This is a genomic window from Mesorhizobium sp. CC13, assembly GCF_039907765.1.
GTDB lineage: Bacteria > Pseudomonadota > Alphaproteobacteria > Rhizobiales > Rhizobiaceae > Aminobacter.
Window position 1 is genome coordinate 92,117 of sequence record NZ_JARDJI010000006.1, and the last position, 22,239, is coordinate 114,355.

At 65.3% G+C, this 22,239-nt stretch carries 15 protein-coding genes and 1 pseudogene; 11 read left to right on the forward strand and 5 right to left on the reverse strand.

What is annotated here, in order from left to right; translation table 11 throughout:
• Positions 1-164: 164 nt before the first annotated feature.
• The 3 genes and pseudogenes from PV773_RS11050 to PV773_RS11060 all read left to right on the forward strand — a co-directional run bounded on the left by PV773_RS11050 (position 165) and on the right by PV773_RS11060 (position 3,165).
• Entirely contained in the window at positions 165-1,661 is a 1,497-nt protein-coding gene (locus PV773_RS11050) for a CoA-acylating methylmalonate-semialdehyde dehydrogenase (protein WP_347966387.1), read from the forward strand.
• A gap of 376 nt (positions 1,662-2,037) precedes the next feature.
• Positions 2,038-2,355: a hypothetical protein gene (locus PV773_RS11055; RefSeq protein ID WP_347966388.1), complete on the forward strand. Its 318-nt coding sequence runs from the start codon at positions 2,038-2,040 to the stop codon at positions 2,353-2,355.
• Between the two features lie 362 nt (positions 2,356-2,717).
• Positions 2,718-3,165, forward strand: a pseudogene (locus PV773_RS11060) (PIN domain-containing protein).
• A gap of 8 nt (positions 3,166-3,173) precedes the next feature.
• Here PV773_RS11060 and PV773_RS11065 read toward each other — a convergent pair.
• A complete protein-coding gene (locus PV773_RS11065) occupies positions 3,174-3,821 on the reverse strand; it encodes a GntR family transcriptional regulator (RefSeq protein WP_347966389.1) in 648 nt (215 codons plus the stop codon).
• Positions 3,822-4,641: 820 nt separating this feature from the next.
• Between PV773_RS11065 and PV773_RS11070 the strand changes: the two genes are divergently transcribed.
• From PV773_RS11070 to pyc, 7 genes are all read left to right on the forward strand, one after another.
• The gene (locus PV773_RS11070; protein ID WP_340038006.1) at positions 4,642-5,544 is read left to right on the forward strand and encodes a branched-chain amino acid ABC transporter permease LivH; all 903 of its coding nucleotides are present in this window, start codon (positions 4,642-4,644) and stop codon (positions 5,542-5,544) included.
• A gap of 5 nt (positions 5,545-5,549) precedes the next feature.
• Positions 5,550-6,968 carry a high-affinity branched-chain amino acid ABC transporter permease LivM gene (livM, locus tag PV773_RS11075; RefSeq protein WP_347966390.1) on the forward strand — a complete coding sequence of 473 codons (1,419 nt, stop codon included), beginning with the start codon at positions 5,550-5,552 and terminating at the stop codon, positions 6,966-6,968.
• Complete coding sequence (locus PV773_RS11080) at positions 6,968-8,860, forward strand: ATP-binding cassette domain-containing protein (protein ID WP_347966391.1); 1,893 nt, start codon at positions 6,968-6,970, stop codon at positions 8,858-8,860. Before livM ends, PV773_RS11080 begins: the two co-directional genes overlap by 1 nt.
• Positions 8,857-9,585 carry an ABC transporter ATP-binding protein gene (locus PV773_RS11085; RefSeq protein WP_347966392.1) on the forward strand — a complete coding sequence of 243 codons (729 nt, stop codon included), beginning with the start codon at positions 8,857-8,859 and terminating at the stop codon, positions 9,583-9,585. Before PV773_RS11080 ends, PV773_RS11085 begins: the two co-directional genes overlap by 4 nt.
• 11 nt (positions 9,586-9,596) lie before the next feature.
• Positions 9,597-9,944 carry a DUF6867 family protein gene (locus PV773_RS11090; protein ID WP_347966393.1) on the forward strand — a complete coding sequence of 116 codons (348 nt, stop codon included), beginning with the start codon at positions 9,597-9,599 and terminating at the stop codon, positions 9,942-9,944.
• A gap of 133 nt (positions 9,945-10,077) precedes the next feature.
• The gene (locus PV773_RS11095) at positions 10,078-11,196 is read left to right on the forward strand and encodes a branched-chain amino acid ABC transporter substrate-binding protein (protein ID WP_347966394.1); all 1,119 of its coding nucleotides are present in this window, start codon (positions 10,078-10,080) and stop codon (positions 11,194-11,196) included.
• 192 nt (positions 11,197-11,388) lie between these two features.
• Positions 11,389-14,847 carry a pyruvate carboxylase gene (gene pyc / locus PV773_RS11100; RefSeq protein ID WP_347966395.1) on the forward strand — a complete coding sequence of 1,153 codons (3,459 nt, stop codon included), beginning with the start codon at positions 11,389-11,391 and terminating at the stop codon, positions 14,845-14,847.
• 200 nt (positions 14,848-15,047) lie between these two features.
• Here the strand turns inward: pyc and PV773_RS11105 are convergent, their stop codons facing one another.
• Positions 15,048-15,893, reverse strand: a complete 846-nt coding sequence (locus tag PV773_RS11105; RefSeq protein ID WP_347966396.1) for an SH3 domain-containing protein — start codon at positions 15,891-15,893, stop codon at positions 15,048-15,050.
• A gap of 365 nt (positions 15,894-16,258) precedes the next feature.
• Here PV773_RS11105 and PV773_RS11110 point away from each other — a divergent pair, with 365 nt between their 5' ends.
• Complete coding sequence (locus tag PV773_RS11110) at positions 16,259-17,446, forward strand: MFS transporter (protein ID WP_347966397.1); 1,188 nt, start codon at positions 16,259-16,261, stop codon at positions 17,444-17,446.
• A gap of 181 nt (positions 17,447-17,627) precedes the next feature.
• Here PV773_RS11110 and PV773_RS11115 read toward each other — a convergent pair whose 3' ends face one another.
• The 3 genes from PV773_RS11115 to PV773_RS11125 form a co-directional block, all read right to left on the reverse strand.
• Complete coding sequence (locus tag PV773_RS11115; RefSeq protein WP_347966398.1) at positions 17,628-17,786, reverse strand: DUF3309 family protein; 159 nt, start codon at positions 17,784-17,786, stop codon at positions 17,628-17,630.
• A 95-nt stretch (positions 17,787-17,881) separates the two neighbouring features.
• Entirely contained in the window at positions 17,882-21,040 is a 3,159-nt protein-coding gene (locus PV773_RS11120; protein WP_347966399.1) for an efflux RND transporter permease subunit, read from the reverse strand.
• A 3-nt stretch (positions 21,041-21,043) separates the two neighbouring features.
• Positions 21,044-22,174, reverse strand: coding sequence for an efflux RND transporter periplasmic adaptor subunit (locus PV773_RS11125; protein ID WP_347966400.1), 1,131 nt, complete (start codon positions 22,172-22,174; stop codon positions 21,044-21,046).
• Positions 22,175-22,239: the final 65 nt, after the last annotated feature.

Sequence of the window (22,239 nt, forward strand, 5' to 3'; positions counted from 1 at the left end):
GCTTCTCCCCCGGTAATGGGTCGGCAAAGTCTACTATGCACGAAATCGCATTCAATGCGACTTAGGGCTATAATTAGCGCACAACGGTTGCGTTTGCCCTCGCGTTGCAAAGGCCGTCGCAAAGCAGGACAATGGGCCACCAACAAGGAAATGGGAGAGAGCAGATGGTCGATTACGGTCATTTCATCGGCGGCAAGCGTGTCGCCGGAACCAGCGGGCGCAAGCAGGACGTGATGCAGCCGATGGACGGCACGGTGCGCGCCACCGTGGCACTTGCCTCGGCGCAGGAATTGCGCGCCGCGGTCGAGAACGCCAAGGCGGCACAGCCGGCCTGGGCGACCACCAATCCGCAGCGCCGCGTCCGCGTGCTGATGCGCTTCCTCGAACTGGTCAACAAGGAATACGACGCCCTCGCCGAACTGCTGGCCCGCGAGCACGGCAAGACCATCGCCGACGCCAAGGGCGACATCCAGCGCGGCCTCGAAGTGGTCGAGGTCTGCATCGGCGCCCCGCACATGATGAAGGGCGAGTTCACCGATGGCGCCGGCCCCGGCATAGACGTCTACTCGATGCGCCAGCCGCTCGGCGTTGTCGCCGGCATCACCCCGTTCAACTTCCCGGCCATGATCCCGCTGTGGAAGATCGCCCCGGCGATCGCCTGCGGCAACGCCTTCATCCTGAAGCCGTCGGAGCGCGATCCGGGCGTGCCGCTGCGCATCGCCGAACTGTTCATCGAAGCCGGCCTGCCCGCGGGCATCCTCAATGTCGTCAACGGCGACAAGGAAGTGGTCGACGCCATTCTCGACGATCCGGACATCAAGGCCATCGGCTTCGTCGGCTCGACACCGATCGCGCACTACATCTATTCGCGCGGCTGCGCGGCCGGCAAGCGCGTGCAGTGCTTCGGCGGCGCCAAGAACCACATGATCATCATGCCCGACGCCGACATGGACCAGACCGTCGACGCGCTGATCGGCGCCGGCTTCGGTTCGGCCGGCGAGCGCTGCATGGCGATCTCGGTCGCCGTTCCGGTCGGCCACGACACCGCCGACAGGCTGATGGAACGCCTGATCCCGCGCGTCGAAAGCCTCAAGGTCGGCCCGTCGACGGATTCCTCGGCCGACTTCGGCCCGGTCGTCACCCGTGAGGCGCTGGAGCGCATCAAGGGGTATGTCGACATCGGCGTGAAGGAAGGTGCCAAGCTCGTCGTCGACGGCCGCGGCTTCAAGATGCAGGGCTACGAGAACGGCTTCTACATGGGTGGCTGCCTGTTCGACAACGTGACGCCGGAAATGCGCATCTACAAGGAAGAGATCTTCGGCCCGGTTCTGTCGGTGGTGCGTGCGCCGACCTACGAGAACGCCATCAAGCTCGCCAACGACCACGAGATGGGCAACGGCGTCGCCATCTTCACCCGCGACGGCGATGCGGCACGCGATTTTGCCTCCCGCGTCCAGGTCGGCATGGTCGGCGTCAACGTGCCGATCCCGGTGCCGATCGCCTACTACACCTTCGGCGGCTGGAAGGCATCGTCCTTCGGCGACCTCAACCAGCACGGCCCGGATGCGTTCCGCTTCTATACCAAGACCAAGACGGTCACCTCGCGCTGGCCGTCGGGCATCAAGGACGGTGCGGAGTTCGTCATCCCGACGATGAACTAGGCCCGACGGGCTCCTTGTTTGCGCGTCCTCGCCGCGATGCGGCTGCGGGCGCGGGGCGAGGCATCAAGGACGGCGACGAGTTCGTCATCCCGACGATGAACTAGACCCCACCACGAACCGAGACCCACCACGAGGTCTTCAAAAGACAACGGCCCGGACGATCGTCCGGGCCGCTTTGCGTGGGGCTTGTTGCGCGTTGGCAAACGCACCATATCGATTCATGTAGGAACGCGATGGCGCGTTCATGGACGACAGACCGGAAACCAGAAAGGAGCGACGCGATGAAGACGTCGGGCCCGGCCTGGAGCGCTCCGGCGCCTTGAGGCTGCCCATGTGCCTCTTCTTTGCCGGATCGCGAAGGCGAAGGAGGTGCCACATGGCACGTTGTTTTTCGTTTCGATGGATGAGGATTGCCGCCGTCGCCCTCGTGGCGATGGTCGGTGTGAACTCGGCCCAAGCGCAATTCGTCTGCAGCGACCACGACGACCTGGTGGCGCGGCTTGCCGAAGCGTTTCAGGAGAAGCGCATCGGCTACGGCCTGGCCGGCGATGCGGCGATCATCGAGGTCTTCGTCGCGGCGAGCGGCACCTGGACGATGCTGATGACCGATGTCAGGGGCCGAAGCTGCATCGTCGCGGCCGGCGACGGTTGGGAAAGCATCGGGGCCGTGACAGTCACCGGGCGCGGGGCATAGGCGCATCGGCCTGGCATCGTCGGCGCCACCGCGAACCTGCCCAATGGCGTGTCGGATTGGTCAGCTTTGAATATCGGAGGCTGCCAGGATAAAGTAGTATAATTTACTACAATATGGTGCTGGAATGGACGAGACGATTTCGGCCGCCGATGCAAACCGTGAATTCTTCCGCCTCCTGCGCGAAGTTCGCGACGGCAACAGCTTCCTGGTGACCAGCATGGGCGCCCGGTCGCGCGCATGGTGCCCGCCACCCAACCCGGCCCCTTTCAGAACGCCGCCAAGCAGCTTCTGTTGGATCGATTGCGTCGACAGCCAGTCGTCAGCTCTGGGCGCTGGAAGCGCGAAGAGCTTTACGACGACTGATGAGGCTCGCACTGGACACCAACATCCTGGCCTATGCTGAAGGCGTCGACGGCGCCGCGCGTGCGGCAATCGCAGTCGATCTCCTTGCACGTGTCCCGGAAGATGAAACCGTGGTGCCGGTCCAGGCCCTGGGCGAACTCTTCACCGTACTGGTGCGCAAGGCAGGCAGAAGCCCATCCGTGGCCCCGCGACGCGATCCTGCAATGGCGCGATACGTTTACAGTCGCGGACACCACGGCCGAAGTTCTGCTCAAGGCAGCGGAAGTGGCCACCGATCACCGCCTGAGCATCTGGGATGCCGTCATGCTTGGCGTCGCGTCCAGCGCCGGCTGCCGGCAGCTGCTGTCCGAGGACATGCAGGACGGCTTCACATGGGCAGGGGTGACGGTGGTCAATCCGTTCGCGGATCAACCGAATCCGCTGTTGGCGGCGATGCTCAAGCCTTAGGGTCTAGCCTAGCGCGTCGCGGCCGCCTCGGCATGGCTGCGCAGCATCGACATCAGCCGATCGGCCTCGGCGGCGGCGCCGTCCTCGTCGTGCTCGAGGATCGAGCGGATGAGCGCCACATGATGTTCGGCGGAGGCAGCGAGGCCGGCCTCGCGCTGGTAGCGGAACCAGAATCGGCGGCTGTGGGTTTGCAGCGGGGTTATGAGGCTTGCTGCGAAGTCGTTGTCGGCGGCAAGCGCCAGCGCCTCTCCGATCGCCTTGTCCGCGGCGAGGAAGCCGAGCACGTCGGCTGCGATCACCGCCTTCTGCATGGCGAGTGCCGCTTCATGGAACTGGCTTGCGGCGTCGCGGGTGACGAAACGCGCGGCCGAGCGCGCCAGCACCACCTCGACGCCGCGGCGCGCATCGAGCACGCGAAGCCAGTCGCCGGGGTGCAGGGGCGCGATCGCCAGTCCGGCCCGTGGCCTGATTTCGACCAGCCCTTCCCAGGCAAGACGCTGGATCGCCTCGCGCACCGGCGTGCGGCCGAGGCCCAGCCGATCGATCAGCGTGCCTTCGGTTTCGATGCTGCCTGGGGCCAGCTCGAGGGTCACGATAAGCCGTTCCAGCTCGTGGTGGGCGCGTGTCGCAGCCGGCTCCAGTTTCTCAGGCCTCATGACCGAATCCATTGAAAGGAAAATGATATATATTTGATATATCAGAACCGAATCTCGAGAAACAGCATCGGCCGTCAAATGATATATCACGGATATATCAAGCCGGTAGCCAGTTGGACGGGACGCTGCGCGCGCTGCCGATCGAGGTCGGGCGAGACGGCCTGCCCAGTTCGATCGGCACAGGCCGATGCTGGCGCAAGCCGGGATGGTCGGGGGCACGAGGACGCGGCACAGATCACCGGTCTGTCCAACCTCGACCTATCGTGTCCAAGGCATCAAGCTGGCGGAGGCGCCCCGCGCCGGCAGTGCCCTCATTTCTCGTCGGCCGGCTGCCTAGGGGTTTCGAAGCCAGGTTGCGGCGGCCGGCAGCCCGATGAACATGCCGTCGATCGGAGGCTGGGGAGGCATGACGGAGCGAGCGCGATCCCCATCGACAAGGCGCGATCCGCCTGACCTAGGGTCATAGTAAAATAGTCGTATTCTGGGCACCGGAAGCGGCCGTTATGTCTAGACAATCTTAGGAGGGATATCGGCAAGGCGACGCAAGGAGTTGTTGCGGTCGGGGAGTTCGGCGCTACATTCTTCGACAGTGGCGCGCAAAGTTGCCGGAATCGGCAAGGACATTGCGTTGAGCCAATGATAGGTTCGCGATGGTCCAGAGCCTGGACAGCATAACAACATGGGTGGCCGCAAAGGCCGTCCGACAAGGCGCAACGGTGCTTAAAAATCACGTTGCAATCCAGGCTCGAAACTTTAGGACTAGGGGAAATACGAAAAGGAACGCGGGCATGGCGCGACGTTCCAGGGGAGCTGCATTCATATGCAATATTTCGTCCAGCAGATGGTCAATGGGCTGACGCTGGGGTCTATCTATGGCCTCATCGCCATCGGCTACACGATGGTCTACGGCATCATCGGCATGATCAATTTCGCCCACGGCGACATCTTCATGCTCGGGGCCTTCGTCGCCCTGATCGTGTTCCTGATCCTCACCGCAATGTTCTATTCGGTGCCCGTGGTCGTGGCCCTGCTCATCATGATGGTCGTGGCGATGCTGATGACCAGCCTCTACAACTGGACCATCGAGAAGGTGGCTTACCGGCCGCTGCGCGGTTCGTTCCGGCTGGCGCCGCTGATCACCGCCATCGGCATGTCGATCGCGCTGTCGAACTTCGTGCAGGTGACGCAGGGTCCGCGCAACAAGCCGATCCCGCCGATGGTCAGCCAGGTCTACAATGTCGGCGGCATCTCGATCTCGCTGAAGCAGATCATCATCGTCATCGTCACCGTCTCGCTGCTGGCGCTGTTCTGGTACCTGGTCAACAAGACCTCGCTCGGCCGCGCCCAGCGGGCCTGCGAGCAGGACCGCAAGATGGCAGCGCTCCTCGGCATCGACGTCGACCGCACCATTTCCATCACCTTCATCATGGGCGCTGCCCTTGCCGCCGTCGCCGGCACGCTGTTCCTGATGTACTACGGCGTCGTCGCCTTTTCCGACGGCTTCGTGCCGGGCGTCAAAGCCTTCACCGCAGCCGTTCTGGGCGGCATCGGGTCGTTGCCCGGCGCCATGCTTGGCGGACTGATGATCGGCTTCATCGAAAGCATGTGGTCGGCCTATTTCTCCATCGACTACAAGGACGTCGCGGCGTTCTCGATCCTCGCCATCGTGCTCATCTTCCTCCCCTCCGGCATCCTCGGCCGGCCTGAAGTCGAGAAGGTCTGAGAAACATGGCCAATATCGCCCAAGCCACACGCGAAGACGCCACCACTCCCATCCAGCGCGGCCTTCGCGAGGCGCTCATTGCCGGCGCCATCTCCTTTGGCCTGTTCTTCCTGTTCATCGGCCTCAAGACCGACCAGAACATCCGCAACGAGCTGATCCTCGTCCAGCGCTGGGGCACGCTCGCCGTCATCGTCGGACTGGTGATGCTCGGCCGTTTCGTCATGACGGCCTTCGTCCGTCCGGCCATCGACCGGCGCAAGGCCGAACGCGCCAAGGCGGCACCAGTGGCCGAGGAGGCGGGCTTCGTCCGCAAGAACTTCTCCAAGATCGGTATCGGCGTGCTGCTGGTCTACCCGGTCGTCGTCGTCCTCTTGCTTACGTTGATCAACGGCTCGCTTGCCGGAGGTTTCCAGGGCTCGCTCAAGTGGGTCGACAATTTCGGCATCCAGATCCTGATCTACGTCATGCTGGCCTGGGGCCTGAACATCGTCGTCGGTCTCGCCGGCCTGCTCGACCTGGGCTACGTGGCCTTCTATGCGGTGGGCGCCTATGCCTATGCGCTGCTCGCCACCCAGCTCGGCTGGTCGTTCTGGATCCTGCTGCCGGTTGCCGGCATCATGTCCGCCTTCTGGGGCGTCATGCTGGGCTTCCCGGTGCTGCGCCTGCGCGGCGACTACCTGGCCATCGTGACGCTGGCCTTCGGCGAGATCATCCGCCTGGTGCTGATTAACTGGCGCGAGGTGACCAATGGTGCTGCCGGCGTCTCCGGCATCCCGAAGGTCAGCTTCTTCGGCCTGATGTCGTTCAACGTCTCCGACCCGAACTACATCGCTAAGGTGCTCGGCATCGCCCAGTCCGGCGCCTACTACAAGATCTTCCTCTACTACCTGATCCTTGGACTTGCGCTGCTGACGGCCTTCGTCACCATCCGCCTGCGCCGCATGCCGGTGGGGCGCGCCTGGGAAGCGCTGCGCGAGGACGAGATCGCCTGCCGCTCGCTCGGCATCAACACCACGACGACCAAGCTGACGGCCTTTGCCACCGGTGCCATGTTCGGCGGCTTCGCCGGCTCGTTCTTCGCCGCCCGCCAGGGCTTCGTCAGTCCCGAGTCCTTTGTCTTCATCGAGTCTGCCATCATCCTGGCCATCGTCGTGCTTGGCGGCATGGGCTCGCTGGTGGGCATAGCGGTCGCTGCGGCTGTGATGATCGGCGGCACGGAAATCCTGCGCGAGATGGAGTTCCTGAAGCTCGTCTTCGGTTCCGACTTCACGCCCGAACTCTACCGCATGCTGCTGTTCGGCATGGCCATGGTGGTCGTGATGCTGTGGAAGCCGCGAGGTTTCGTCGGCAGTCGAGAACCCACCGCTTTCCTGCATGAGCGGAAGGCCGTCTCCAGCGCCTTCACCAAGGAAGGTCACGGCTGATGAACGCGAGCGTTTCCATGAACAAGCCGATCCTCGAGGTCGAACATCTGTCGATGAAATTCGGCGGCCTGGTCGCCATCGGCGACCTGTCCTTCGAAGCCAGGCGCGGCGAGATCACCGCGCTGATCGGGCCGAATGGCGCCGGCAAGACCACCGTCTTCAACTGCATCACCGGCTTCTACAAGCCGACCGAGGGCATGATCCGGTTCAACGGCCGCGAGGGCGGGGAATTCCTGCTCGAGCGCATGCCGGACTTCCAGATCACGGCCAAGGCCAAGGTGGCGCGCACGTTCCAGAATATCCGCCTGTTCTCGGGCATGACCCTGCTCGAGAACCTTTTGGTGGCGCAGCACAACAAGCTGATGAAGGCCTCCGGCTACACGGTGATGGGGCTGCTCGGCCTCGGCGGCTACCGCAAGGCCTCGGCCGAGTCGATCGACCTTGCCAAGCACTGGCTGGAGAAGGCCGACTTGATCGATCGTGCCGACGACCCGGCTGGCGACCTTCCCTACGGCGCGCAGCGCCGGCTCGAGATCGCGCGGGCCATGTGCACGGGCCCCGAATTGCTCTGCCTCGACGAACCGGCGGCGGGCCTCAACCCCAAGGAGTCGCTGGCGCTCAACACCCTGCTCAACGACATCAGGGACAATACGGGCACGTCGATCCTGCTCATCGAGCACGACATGTCGGTCGTGATGCAGATCTCCGACCACGTCGTGGTGCTGGAGTATGGCCGCAAGATCTCCGACGGTGATCCGCTTTCCGTCAGGACCGACCCCAAGGTCATCGCCGCCTATCTCGGCGTCGACGACGAGGAGGTCGGCGAGGTGCTGGTCGAGGTCGGCGACGAACAGGTCATCGAGGAACTCGAAGGCGTGCCGGATCCGGCCCACGGCCCCAACACATCCGCTTCGATGATGGCCGGCCCCGTCAGCGAGACCGTCGTCCATACCGACGGCCATGGCGAGACCGTGCCGGTCTCGAAGGCTGCCTCGAAGGCGGCGCAGGTCGAGGCACTGGCCGCGAAATCGGCAAAGCCTGCCGCAGCGACGGCCCCGGCGGCCAAGGCGGCAAAGGCGCCCGTCGCAGGGCTGATGTGGGCGCCGGCGGCGAAACCGGCAAAGGCCGGGAAAGCTGCACCGAAGTCGACGGCTTCGACCAAGGCCGCTGCCGCGCCCACGGCGAAAGCGGTTGAGGCGAAGCCTGCCGCCATGACGGCAAAACCTGTGGCGGTCAAGCCGGCGGCGGCCAAGGAGCCGGTCAAGCCAGCGGCCAAGGCCGCACCGGCTCAAGCTCCGAAGAAGCCAGCTGCAAAGGCCGAAGCGCCGAAGGTTGCTCCCGCACCCAAGGCTACGACAAAGGCCGCTGTGAAGGCCGCGTCGTCAGCCAAGCCCGCGACCGGGCCTGCCAAGGCCGCGCCTGCCGCCAAGCCGGCGGTCAAATCCTCCCCGGCGCCCAAGCCCAGCGCCAAGCCTGCCCCTGTGGCGGCAATGAAGGCGGAATCAAAGGCTCCCGCGAAGCCGGCGGCCAAGCCAGCCAAGGCTGCAGCCGGACCAGTGGCAAAGCCTGCGAAGGCACCGGCCAAGCCGGCGGCAGCCAAGCCAGCCGCCCCCAAGACGATCGCCAACACGCTGCCCGCTCCGCGCGGCGGCGTGGCCGACCGGCTGATCGACATCAAGGGCATCGGTCCGGTGAACGAGAAGAAGCTCAACGAGCACGGCATCTTCCATTTCGACCAGATCGCGTCGTGGAAGAAGGCCGACATTGCGGCGGCCGAGGCCTATCTGGCCTTCGACGGCCGCATCGGGCGGGAAGACTGGGTGGGGCAGGCCAAGGCGCTGGCGCGTGAAGCGGCCAAGCCGGCGAAAGCCAAGCGCGGAGGTGGCAAGTGACGGCGAAGACCTTGCTCGACATCAGGGGCGTCGAGACCTACTACGGCAATATCCGCGCGCTGAACGGCGTCAACGTTTCGGTCAACGAGGGCGAGATCGTCGCGCTCATCGGTGCCAATGGCGCCGGCAAGTCGACCCTGATGATGACCATCTTCGGCAGCCCCAGGGCGCGCCGCGGCACCATCAACTTCGCCGGCACGGACATCACCGAAATGCCGACGCACGAGATCGCCAGGATGCGCATCGCGCAGTCGCCGGAAGGCCGGCGCATCTTCCCGCGCATGACGGTGATGGAAAACCTGCAGATGGGCGCCAGCCTCGACAACCTCAAATATTACAACGAGGACGTCGAGAAGGTGTTCGCCCTGTTCCCGCGGCTCAAGGAGCGCATCGGCCAGCGCGGCGGCACGCTGTCGGGCGGCGAGCAGCAGATGCTGTCGATCGGCCGCGCGCTGATGGCGCGACCGAAGCTGCTTTTGCTGGACGAGCCTTCGCTGGGTCTCGCGCCGCTGATCGTCAAGCAGATCTTCGACGCCATCCGCGAGCTCAACCGCACGCAGGGGCTCACCGTGTTCCTCGTCGAGCAGAACGCCTTCGGCGCGCTCAAGCTCGCCACGCGCGGCTATGTCATGGTCAACGGCGTCGTCACCATGAGCGGCACCGGCAAGGACCTACTCGCCGATCCCGAAGTTCGCGCCGCCTATCTCGAAGGCGGCCGCCACTAGGAGTGAGCATCATGCAGGGCATTCTCTACGAGGAAGCCTCGATCTGGCAGTTCTTCTTCGTCACCTGCCTGCTGGGCGGATGGGCGGCCTGGATGACAGGCCGCGCCTGCGCGCAGACCTGGCGGACCTACGGCAAGCTGGTGCTCTACATCCTCGGGTTGGGCATCGGCGTCCGCTTCATTCACCATGCGCTGTTCGGCGGCACGATGTTTTCGCTGCAATACTATGTCGTCGACACCATCGTGCTGCTCATTTTCGCAACGCTTGGCTATAAATATACGCGCACCAACCAGATGGTGAAGCAATACCATTGGCTTTATGAAAAGGCTTCGCCTCTTTCTTGGAGGCCAAAGTCCTGAGGGGTCACCACGCGCCGATTCGCCATGAATCGGCGTGACAACTGCCGGAAAATCGGCAAACTCACCTTTCTGCGATATGGGTGGGCATCGCATGAAAGAACATCCACGCCCACTCAACAATGGGAGTGTTTCAATGAAAAAATCACTTTTGTCGGCAGTTGCGCTGACCGCGCTCGTGGCGTTCAGCGGCAGCGCATGGGCCGAAATCATCATCGGCGTCGCCGGTCCGATCACCGGCCCCAACGCCGCTTTCGGAGCGCAGCTCCAGAAGGGCGCTGAGCAGGCCGCGGCGGACATCAATGCGGCCGGTGGCATCAATGGCGAGCAGGTCAAGGTCGTCGTCGGCGACGACGTCTCCGACCCGAAGCAGGGCATCTCGGTGGCCAACAAGTTCGTCGCCGATGGCGTGAAGTTCGTGGTCGGCCACTTCAACTCGGGCGTTTCGATCCCGGCCTCGGAAGTCTACGCCGAGAACGGCATCCTCGAGATCACCCCGGCTGCGACCAACCCGAAGTTCACCGAACGCGGCCTGTGGAACACCTTCCGCACCTGCGGCCGTGACGACCAGCAGGGCGGCATCGCCGGCGCCTATCTGGCCGAGAAGTTCAAGGACGCCAAGATCGCCGTCATCCATGACAAGACGCCTTACGGCCAGGGCCTCGCCGACGAAACCAAGAAGGCGATGAACGCCGCCGGCGTCACCGAAGTCATGTATGAAGGCGTCAACATCGGCGACAAGGACTTCTCGGCGCTGATCGCCAAGATGAAGGAAGCCGGCGTCTCGATCATCTACTGGGGCGGCCTCCACACCGAAGCCGGCCTGATCATCCGCCAGTCGGCCGACCAGGGCCTCAAGGCCAAGCTGGTTTCGGGCGACGGCATCGTCTCCAACGAACTCGCCTCGATCGCCGGCGACGCCGTCGAAGGCACGCTCAACACCTTCGGTCCGGACCCGCGCCTGATCCCCGAGAACAAGGACCTGGTCGAGAAGTTCCGCTCGCAGGGTTTCGAGCCGGAAGCCTACACGCTCTATTCCTACGCTGCCATGCAGGTGATCGCCGGTGCGGCCAAGGCCGCCAACTCGGTCGATCCGCAGGAAGTGGCGAAGGCGATGAAGGAGAAGGGTCCGTTCAAGACCGCTCTCGGCGACATCTCCTATGACGAGAAGGGCGATCCGAAGCTGCCCGGCTACGTCATGTACGAGTGGAAGAAGGGTGCGGACGGCAAGTACACCTACGTCCAGCAGCAGTAAGCTCCTACTGCCCTGATTGCGACAATGCCCGGCGCTCTACGCCGGGCATTTTTCATTTGCCGGCGGGCAAGATCAGGCTCCCTGACCCTAGGGAATTTAAATCGGTTTAAGGGTGCGTGTTTTTGGTTGCGCTGCAGCATAATCGCGCTAATCATTCGCCGCCCCTGAAATTCCGGAGCCTGGAGAGTTTACGTGCCGATCAGCAAGATCCTCGTCGCCAACCGATCCGAAATCGCCATCCGCGTGTTCCGCGCGGCGAATGAGCTGGGGCTCAAAACCGTGGCGATCTGGGCGGAAGAGGACAAATACTCGCTGCATCGCTTCAAGGCCGACGAAAGCTACCAGGTCGGCCGCGGTGCCTGGCTTTCCAAGGACATGGGACCGATCGAAAGCTATCTGTCGATCGACGAGATCATGCGCGTCGCCAAGCTGTCCGGGGCCGACGCCATCCATCCCGGCTACGGGCTTTTGTCCGAAAGCCCGGAGTTCGCAGAGGCCTGTGCGGCCAACGGCATCACCTTCATCGGGCCGAAGCCGGAGACGATGCGCCGCCTCGGCAACAAGGTCGCGGCGCGCAACCTCGCCATCGAGGTCGGCGTGCCGGTGGTGCCTGCCACCGAGCCGCTGCCCGACGACATGGAGGTGGTGAAGAAGCTCGCCGCCGAGATCGGCTATCCGGTCATGCTCAAGGCATCCTGGGGCGGCGGCGGCCGCGGCATGCGCGCCATCCGCAGCGAGGCCGACCTCGTCCGCGAGGTGATGGAAGGCAAGCGCGAGGCCAAGGCCGCGTTCGGCAAGGACGAGGTCTATCTCGAGAAGCTGATCGAGCGCGCCCGCCATGTCGAGGTGCAGATCCTCGGCGACACCCACGGCAACGCCGTGCACCTGTTCGAGCGCGATTGCTCGATCCAGCGCCGTAACCAGAAGGTCGTGGAGCGCGCGCCGGCGCCCTATCTGTCCGACGCGCTCCGCCAGGAACTTTGCGGCCATGCGCTGAAGATCGCCCGCGAAACCAGCTACATCGGCGCCGGCACGGTCGAGTTCCTGCAGGACGCCGACACCGGCAAGTTCTACTTCATCGAGGTCAATCCGCGCATCCAGGTCGAGCACACCGTCACCGAGCAGGTGACCGGCATCGACATCGTCAAGGCGCAGATCCACATCCTCGACGGCTTTGCCATCGGCACGCCGGAATCGGGCGTGCCGGCACAGGCCGCCATCAGGCTCAACGGCCACGCGCTGCAGTGCCGCATCACCACCGAGGATCCGGAACAGAACTTCATCCCGGACTATGGCCGCATCACCGCCTATCGCGGCGCCACCGGCTTCGGCATCCGCCTCGACGGCGGCACGGCCTATTCGGGCGCGGTCATCACCCGCTTCTACGATCCGCTGCTCGAGAAGGTCACCGCCTGGGCGCCGACCCCCGACGAGGCGATCGCCCGCATGCACCGGGCGCTGCGCGAGTTCCGCATCCGCGGCGTGGCGACGAACCTCACCTTCCTCGAGGCGATCATCACCCACCCGGCCTTCCGCGACAATTCCTACACGACCAGGTTCATCGACTCGACGCCGGAGCTGTTCGCCCAGGTCAAGCGCCAGGACCGCGCCACCAAGCTGCTCAACTATCTCGCCGACGTGACCGTCAACGGCCATCCCGAGACGCGCGGTCGCGCCATGCCCAATCCGGAGGCCGCGGCGCCCGTCGTGCCGTGGTTCACCGGTTCCATCCCCGACGGCACCAGGCAGAAGCTCGACGATCTCGGGCCCGAGAAGTTCGCGGCCTGGATGCGCGCCCAGAAGCAGGTGCTGATCACCGACACGACGATGCGCGACGGCCACCAGTCGCTGCTGGCCACCCGCATGCGCACGCATGACATCGCCAAGATCGCCGGCACCTATGCGCGGGCATTGCCGCAACTGCTGTCGCTCGAATGCTGGGGCGGTGCCACCTTCGACGTCGCCATGCGCTTCCTCACCGAGGATCCCTGGGAGCGGCTGGACAAGGTGCGCCGCGCCGCGCCCAACATCCTGCTGCAGATGCTTTTGCGCGGCGCCAACGGCGTCGGCTACACCAACTATCCGGACAACGTCGTCCAGCACTTCGTCCGCCAGGCCGCCGCCGGCGGCGTCGACCTCTTCCGCGTCTTCGACTGCCTCAACTGGGTCGAGAACATGCGCGTGTCGATGGACGCCGTGGGCGCCGAGGGCAAGCTCTGCGAGGCGGCGATGTGCTACACCGGCGACATCCTCGACCCGAACCGCGCCAAGTACGACCTGAAATACTATGTCGGGCTCGCCAAGGAACTCGAGGCTGCCGGCGCCCATATCATCGCCGTCAAGGACATGGCCGGCCTGCTCAAGCCGGCCGCGGCGCGGGCGCTGTTCAAGGCGCTGCGCGAAGCCACCGACCTGCCGATCCACTTCCACACGCACGACACCTCGGGCCTCTCGGGTGCCACGGTGCTGGCGGCGGTCGAGAGCGGCGTCGACGCGATCGATGCGGCGATGGACGCCTTCTCCGGCAACACCTCGCAGCCCTGCCTGGGCTCGATCGTCGAGGCGCTGCGCGGTTCGGACCGCGACCCGGGCCTCGATCCCGAATGGATCCGGCGCATCTCGTTCTACTGGGAGGCCGTGCGCAACCAGTATGCTGCCTTCGAGAGCGACCTGAAGGGGCCTGCCTCGGAAGTCTATCTCCACGAGATGCCGGGCGGCCAGTTCACCAACCTCAAGGAGCAGGCGCGCTCGCTCGGCCTCGAAACCCGCTGGCACGAGGTGGCGCAGGCCTATCACGACGTCAACCTGATGTTCGGCGACATCGTCAAGGTCACGCCGTCGTCGAAGGTGGTGGGCGACATGGCGCTGATGATGGTGAGCCAGGAACTCACCGTCGCCGACGTCGAGAATCCGGCCAAGGACATCGCGTTCCCGGACTCCGTCGTGTCGATGCTGCGCGGCGATCTCGGCCAGTCGCCCGGCGGCTGGCCGGCGGCGCTGCAGAAGAAGGCGCTGAAGGGCGAAACGCCGATCGCCGTGCGCCCCGGCTCGCTGCTGAAGCAGGCCGACCTCAAGGCCGGCCGCAAGGACATCGAGGCCAAGCTGGGACGGAAGCTCTCGGAGAGCGAGTTCGCGTCGTGGCTGATGTATCCCAAGGTGTTCACCGACTTCGCCGGTGCCCAGGAGACCTACGGCCCGGTCAGCGTGCTGCCGACGCCGACCTATTTCTACGGCATGGAGCCGGAGGACGAGGTCTTCGTCGACATCGAGAAGGGCAAGACCCTGGTCATCCGCTGCCTCGCCGTCGGCGACGTCGACGAGAAGGGCATGGTCACGGTGTTCTTCGAGCTCAACGGCCAGCCGCGCCGCGTCAAGGTGCCGGACCGGGCCCATGGCGCGTCCGCCTCGAAGGCGCGTCGCAAGGCCGAGGCCGGCAACGACGCCCATGTCGGCGCCCCGATGCCGGGCGTGGTCTCGACGCTCGCCGTCCTGGCCGGCCAGCCGGTCAAGGCCGGTGACGTGCTTTTGTCCATCGAGGCGATGAAGATGGAGACGGCGCTGCATGCCGAGCGCGACGGCACGATCGCCGAGGTGCTGGTGCGCGCCGGCGACCAGATCGACGCCAAGGACCTGCTCGTCGTCTACGGCTGATGCTCGCGCGGTCGGTTGTCAGGCAGGCGCTGACAGCGGCAGGCCTTGCAGGACTTGGGTTCCTCGCCTCACGAAGTGGGGAGAGGTGCCGGGCCCTGAGCTTGTCGAAGGGGCGAGGCGGTGAAAGGGACTTCAAGTTAGGTTCCCATTCCGCCTGACGAAGAGGCGCGCGGGAGCTGCCTCAGCCTGTTTCCAGGGGCTCAGAACAGCCCCTGGCCGGCCTTCGCCTCTTCGGCCACGCTGCGGCGGATGAGGCTCTTGTACATGTAGCCGCGCTGGTCCTTGTAGACGACCGTGCACCAGTTGCAGCCGGTCTCGGCCTCGATCGCCGCATTTGCCGGCACGACGGCGATCACCTTGGCCTCGTCGGCAGGTCCGTCGCGCAGGTTGGCATACTTGACGACCTTCGCCGGCTGCAGGTCGGGCAATGGCCCGTCGGCAGGATTGTCGGTCGCTTGCGTGTCGATCATGCCGGTCGTCTGTTCGAGCATGGCCACTTCCGCTTCGGTCTCGGCCACCTCGACGTCGATCGAGCCGCGCAGCCCTTCGGGCGCCGCCGCGGTCGCCTCGGGCGGCTGGATGGGCTTGGTTTCGAGCAACGGCTCGACGGCGCTCGAGCCACGCTCGTCCGGTCCGGTCGTTGCTGCGGCGTCCAGGCTCTCGAAGCGGGCCGTCACGGCGGACACCGGGGCTGCTGCAAGCCGCGTCGGGTCGGGCTGCTCGCCGGCGGCAGCCGTGCCGCTGGAGACCGTTGGGGCCGGCGAGGGTGCGGGCGCGGGCTTTGCAACGGATACCGATGCCTTCGTGCCGGTTGTCTGCGGCAATTGGGGGTGGGGTACGGCAGCCGTCTGGGTCGGGTCCGGCGTGGGATCGCTCCCGATCATCACGCCGGCAACGACGATTGCAAGCACAGCCACGCTGCCGCCGGCGACGATCTTGGCAAGAAGGGGCGACATGCCGAACTGCGGCACAAGCCGGTGGGCGCGGCGGACGTGATCGCCGACCTGGTCGGAAATTCCGGCAAGCCGGAATGCGGGGGTATTCATGGCACAGGACTCCACAATGGTGCGACCCGGCCACCAGCCGGCATCGACCCCCCAACCCGTAACGGCATGCAAGGTGCTGAACGCGCAAGCGGATGGTGTTGCCTGTCCCCGCCGCAGTTCCTCAGACGTCGCCTACATGCGCTATTCGACGGAATTCGGGCAATCGTTAACTTTTGTTACCGGTCTGGCCCAATGGTTGCGGCGACGCTTGCCTTGACCGGGAATTAAATCGATTTAAGGATTGTCTCCGATGGCGATGCAACTCGCCGGGGGATCGCTCGATCCCTATCACCTTCGAACCCAGGCACGGGCCGCCGGCTGAAGACGATTTCGGTCGCCATGTGCATGTGCTAGGAGCGCGCTCCATGAATGCCTTGAATGCCGATGCCAAACCCGCCTGGGCCCGCTGGGCCGTCGCTGCGGCCTTCTTCATCAACGGTTTCGTCACAGGAAGCTGGGCGCCGCAGATCCCGCTGCTCTTGTCTCGCCTCGCTATCTCCGAGTTCGTGCTTGGCCTGCTGATCCTCGTGTTCGGCCTAGGCGCACTGACGGCGATGCCGTTCTCGGGCTACCTTATGTCGAAGCGGGGCTCGCGGCCGGTAGTCGTCGGCTTTGCCTGGGTCGTGGTATTCGCGCTGCTGCTCGTGGCGCTGGCGCCCAACGTCTGGCTGGCCGCGGTCACCATGTTCATCTTCGGCGGGTCGATCGGCGCCATGGACGTCGCCATGAACGCCAATGCGGTGGCGGTCGAGAAGAAGCTGTCGCGGGCGATCATGTCGTCGTCGCACGGTTTCTGGAGCCTCGGCGGTTTCGTCGGCGGTGGGCTCGGCGGCATCGTGATCCAGAATTTCGGCCATCTCGTCCATGCCGGCATGGTTACGGCCGCGGCCGCGGCCATGACGGCGGTCGCGCTGCGCGGCCTGATCGCGGAAGACAAGCCGGTGGCGCACGAGCACCAGCATTTCCGGCTGCCGCGGATGCCGACCATCTATCTCGTCGGCATCATGGCGCTGTTTTCCATGGTCCCGGAAGGCGCCGTCCTCGACTGGGCGGCGCTCTACCTCAAACAGGAACTGGGGGCCGACATCGCCACGGCCGGCTTCGCTTTCGCCGCCTTTTCGGGGATCATGGCGCTGATGCGCTTCCTCGGCGACGGCGTGCGCAACCGCTTCGGCGCGGTGAACACGCTGCGGGTCTCGGCGCTGCTCGCGGCAACCGGCATGCTGGCCGCGGGTTTCGCACCGAACCCGTGGATCGCCATCGCAGCCTTCGCGATCTGTGGTCTCGGCGTCGCCAACATGGTGCCGATCGCCTTTTCTGCCGCCGGCAACCAGCCCGGCGTGCCGCCTGGCATCGGCATGAGCGTCGTCACGACCATGGGCTATTCCGGCATCCTGGTGGCACCCTCTGCGATCGGCTTCGTCGCCCAGTTCACCGGCTTCGCACCGATCTTCGTGGCCCTGTCGGGGCTGCTGGTCGTCGTCTGCCTGATGGCCGGCCTTGCCCGCCACGCCGACTTCAGGGCGGTGGCTCAGCCGGCTCCGGCCGAATAGAGCTTTCGCTCCTCTCGGTAAGGCTTCGGCGCGAGGCATGCGCAGAATGCATTCGCTCGCCCGCGTCCTACGGCGTCGCGGCTGGCTGGTCACACGCCGTGCCGCCGCGCCATCTTGTCTTGAGGCAATTCCGTACGGAAAACCGCTTCGCCCTGTTCCCGGATCGCCTCGGCTCGAACCGTCAGATCCTTCCCAGCAGCAGCAACACCAGCAGCACGACGAGCAATATGCCGACGATGCCCGACGGTCCGTAGCCCCAGTTGCGGGAGTGCGGCCAGGCGGGCACCGCGCCGATCAGGATGAGGATCAGGATGATGAGGAGCAGGGTGGTGAGGGTCATCTCGTTCTGCCTCGTCTTGTGATTGTGTCGAGGTTGAACGCAAAAGGCCGCCCGGACGTTCCGGGCGGCCTTTTTCTCGGATCCTGTCGGCGTGCCTACTCGGCGGCCTTCGGGAATGCCGTCGCAGGTTCGCCCGCCGCCGGCGCGGCCTGCTCTTCCTGCTTCTTGCCGCGGCGGAACAGCCGGCTGATCCAGCCGCGCTGGCCCGGCTTGCGCTTCTCGCGGGTGAACACCATCAGCATCGCCGGCGTCACCACCAGCGTCAGCACGGTGGCGAAGGACAGGCCGAAGACGATGGCCGAGGACAGCGCGATCCACCACTGGGTCGAGGGCGCGTTGATGGTCGTTTCCTGGTGGAAGATCTCCAGGCCGAGGCCGAAGGCGATCGGCGCCACGCCGAGGATCGCCGACAGTGCCGTCAGCACCACCGGCCGGGCGCGCTCGCGGCAGGTCTGCAGCACGGCGTCGAGCTTGCTCCAGCCTTCGTCGCGCAACCGGTCATAGGTGTCGATCAGCACGATGTTGTTGTTCACCACGACGCCGGCCAGCGCGATCATGCCGATGCCCGACATGACAATCACGAAGGCCTGGCCGGTGAGCAGCATGCCGAGCAGCGCGCCCACCGTCGCCATCACCACGCAGGTCAGCACCAGCACCACGCTGGTGAACTTGTTGAACTGCGCGAGCAGCACGATGAAGATCAGGAAGATCGCCGCGCCGAAGGCGTTGCTCAGGAAGGCGCTGGCTTCGGCGCTGTCCTCGTTGGAGCCGGCCAGCTTCCAGTCGATGCCGGGCTGCGCCATGTCGCCGACGACCTTGCTGACCTCGCCCTGTACTGCCGCGACCTGGAAGCCGGAGGCGACGTTGCCCTGGATGGTGATCGTGCGCTTGCCGTCGATGCGGTTCAGCACGCCGACCGTGGGCTCGGGCTTGCGTGACACGAAGTTCGAGATCGGCACCGAGCCTTGCGGGGTGACGATGCGCAACTGGTCGACCGCCGAGAGCGTGCGGCGGTCTTCCGGCAGGCGCAGCCTGATGTCGACCGCGTCGTCGGCGCCGGCCGGACGATAGTCGGTGAGCTTGAGGCCCGTGGTGACCAGCTGGACCACCGTGCCGACCGCCGTCGGGCTGACGCCGTATTGGGCGGCCTTGGAGCGGTCGACCTCGAGCGCCCAGTCGATGCCGGGCGGAGGCAGGCCGTCGGAGATGTCGATGACGCCGGGCACCTTGGTAACGGCCGCCGCGACCTTCTTGGCGTAGTCGTTGAGCCCGGTCGGGTCGACGGCCGACAGCTGCACCTGGATCGGCTTGCCGCTGGGCGGCCCCGCGTCGGGTACGCGCACTTCGACGTCGACGCCGGGGATGCCGGCCATCACCGTGCGCAGTTCATCGAGGATGACATGCGCCGACTTGCGTTCGCGCCAGTCGATGAACTCGTACTGGATCACGCCGACGACGTCCTCGGGAATGTCCTGGCCGCCGCGCGACTTGCCGGAGCGTGTATAGACCGACTTGATGCCGGGCCAGCCGAGGATCCGGTTCTCGGCCTCGCGCGTGGCGGCGTCCATCTCGTCGAGCGAGAGGTTGCCGCGCGCGTGCACGTAGAGCAGGCCGTAGTCCGGTTCGACCGTCGGGAAGAACTCCACGCCGTTGCCGAACTTGACGTAGGAATAGAAGCCGCCGGCGAGCAGCGCGAGGGTCAGCACGAGCGCCGTGATCGGATAGTGCACGGCCTTCTTGACGACGGCCATGTAGGCGCCGTCCTTGAGGTGTTCCTCATCGTGGACCGGAGCCTTGGCGAAGATCGCTCCGAGCGTCGGCGCGAAGATCAGCGCATAGGCCATCGACGCCGCCAGCGTGACGATCAGGGTGATCGGCAGGTACTTCATGAAGTCGCCGATGATGCCGGGCCAGAACAGCAGCGGCGAGAAGGCGGCGATGCGGGTCATGGTGGCCGCGATCACCGGGCCCGCCATGCGCTTGGCCGCCAGTTCGAACGCTTCCTCCTTGGGCATGCCCTCGGACATGCGGCGTTCGGCGAATTCGGTGACGATGATGGCGTCGTCCACCAGCATGCCGACCGCCAGGATCAGGCTGAACAGCACGATCATGTTGATCGTGTAGCCCATCAGCGCCAGCGCCAGGATGCCCATCAGGAACGATGACGGGATGGCGAGGCCGATGAGCAGCGAGGCCCTGCCCGACAGCGCATAGAGGATGACGATGAAGACCAGGATGACGGCGATCAGCACGTGGTTCTGGAGGTCGGACAGAAGCTGGTTGACGAAGACCGACTTGTCCTGGGTGTAGGTGACCTTCAGCCCCGGCGGGGCGTTCTTCACGAACGCATCCGCGACCGCCTTGGCGCCTTCGATGGTCTCGACGATGTTGGCGCCGATGCGCTTCTTGACCTCGATCGCGATCGCCGGCTTGCCGTCGAGACGGGTGATGGTCTCGGCGTCCTTGAAGGTCGAGCGCACGGTTGCCAGGTCCTGCACGCGCACGACGGCGTTCGGCGTCGCGACGACGGGCAGCCGCGCCACGTCCTCGGGTGTTTCGATCAGGGCCGGCACCTTGACGGCGTATTTGCCTTCGCTGCCTTCGATCGCGCCGGCGGCGACGAGGCTGTTGGACTGACCGATGCCCTGGATCATCTGGTCGAGCTGCAGCCCGTAGGACGACAGCTTGACCGGGTCGATGATCGCTTCGACGAGTTCGTCGCGCGAACCCTGCAGCGTGCCTTCCAGCACGCCGGGCACTTCCTCGATCTGGTCACGCAGCTGCTTGGCCGCGGCAGTCAGCGCGCGTTCAGGCACGTCACCGGAAAGCGTGACGACGAGAACCGGGAATTCCGAGAGGTTGACCTCGTTGACGGTCGGCTCCTCGACGCCCGCCGGCAGGTCGCGCTTGGCGTCCTGCACCTTGTTGCGCGTGTCGATCAGCGCGTCGCCCAGGTCCACCGAGGGGTCGAACTCGACGATGACGTTGGCGCCGCCCTGGTAGGCGTTCGACTTCATCTCCTTGAGCCCTTTCAGGCTCTTGAGCTGCGATTCGACGGGGCGGAGCAACAGCCGTTCGGCGTCCTCAGGGGAGATGCCCTGATAGACGAGGCTCACATACATGATCGGAATGGCGACGTCCGGCTCGGCCTCCTTGGGGACCGCGCGGTACGCGAGCGTACCGGCGATCACCAGGAATATCAGTACCGATAGGGTCAGCCGCGAATTGCGGATCGCAAGCTTGACGATATCCATGGATCACTGGGTCCCGGTTGCGTCTACGACGAGCTTCTTGACCATCGCCTCGTTGGCAGGTTGCGCCTGTACCTCGTCGCCTTCCCTGACCAGGTCCTGGCCGGCGACGATGATCCGTGCGTCGGCCGGAATGCCGCCGAGCAAGAGGCCCTTCTGCGTGTCGTCCACGAGGTCGATCGGGAAGAACACCACCTTCGAGGCGCCATCGACGGCGCGGATCCCGAGATCGCCGTTCTCGCCCAGTGTCACCACCGAACGCGGCAGCATCACGGCATCAACCGGCTTGGCGCGAATGGTGATCTCGGCGGTCATGCCGGCCGGGATCGTGCCGTCGGGATTGGGGATCGCGATCTCGACGGGGAAGGTACGGGTCTGGGCGGTGGCATCGCGGCTGACGTAGCGCAGCTTGCCCTTCACCACGTCGCCGTTGACCAACCGGACCTCGGCTTCGTCGCCGATCTTGATGTAGCGCAGGTCGCGCTCGCTGATCTCGCCCTTGGCGAGAATCGGATCGAGGCTGAGGATGGTGGCGATTTCGGCGCCCTGCATCACCGAGCTGCCGAGCTCGACCTTGACGCGGTCGACGACGCCGTCGAACGGCGCCTTGACCTGGTTGCGCGCGAGTTCGGCTTCGGCCGCCTGCTGCTGGGAAAGCGCGGTCTGGTAGTTCGACCAGGCGCTGTCCGCCTGCAGCTTGGCCACCGAGCCGGTCTTGGTCAGCTTCTGCGCTGCTTCCCATTCGGCCTTGCGCTGGTCGAGCACGGCCTTCGCCGTGTCGACGGCCGCAGCCTTCTCTTCCGCGTCCAGCATCAGGATGAGGTCGCCCTGCTTGATGTGGTCGCCCTGCTTGACGGGCAGTTCTGCAATGATGCCGGCGGCGCGGGTGGCGAGTGTGGCGCGCTTGTCGGCTTCGGTCTGCCCCGACAGGCGGATGGCGCGGGCGTGGTTGATGCGTGGCGGCGCAATCACCGCAACCTGGCGCGGCGGAGCCTTGGGCTGCTCGGCCTGGGCCGGCTTCTGTTCGGGCGCTGTCTGTGCGCTGCCCACCGAGGAGAATTTGCCAGTGCCCATCCAGGCTGCGAAGCCGACGAGCACGACCAAGGCTGCAAGCTTGTGGAACCTAATCTTCGACATTGTCGCTATCCGTTAGGGACGGCTGCGGCTCACCGCCATCTTGCCTGGCACGTCGACCCGATATG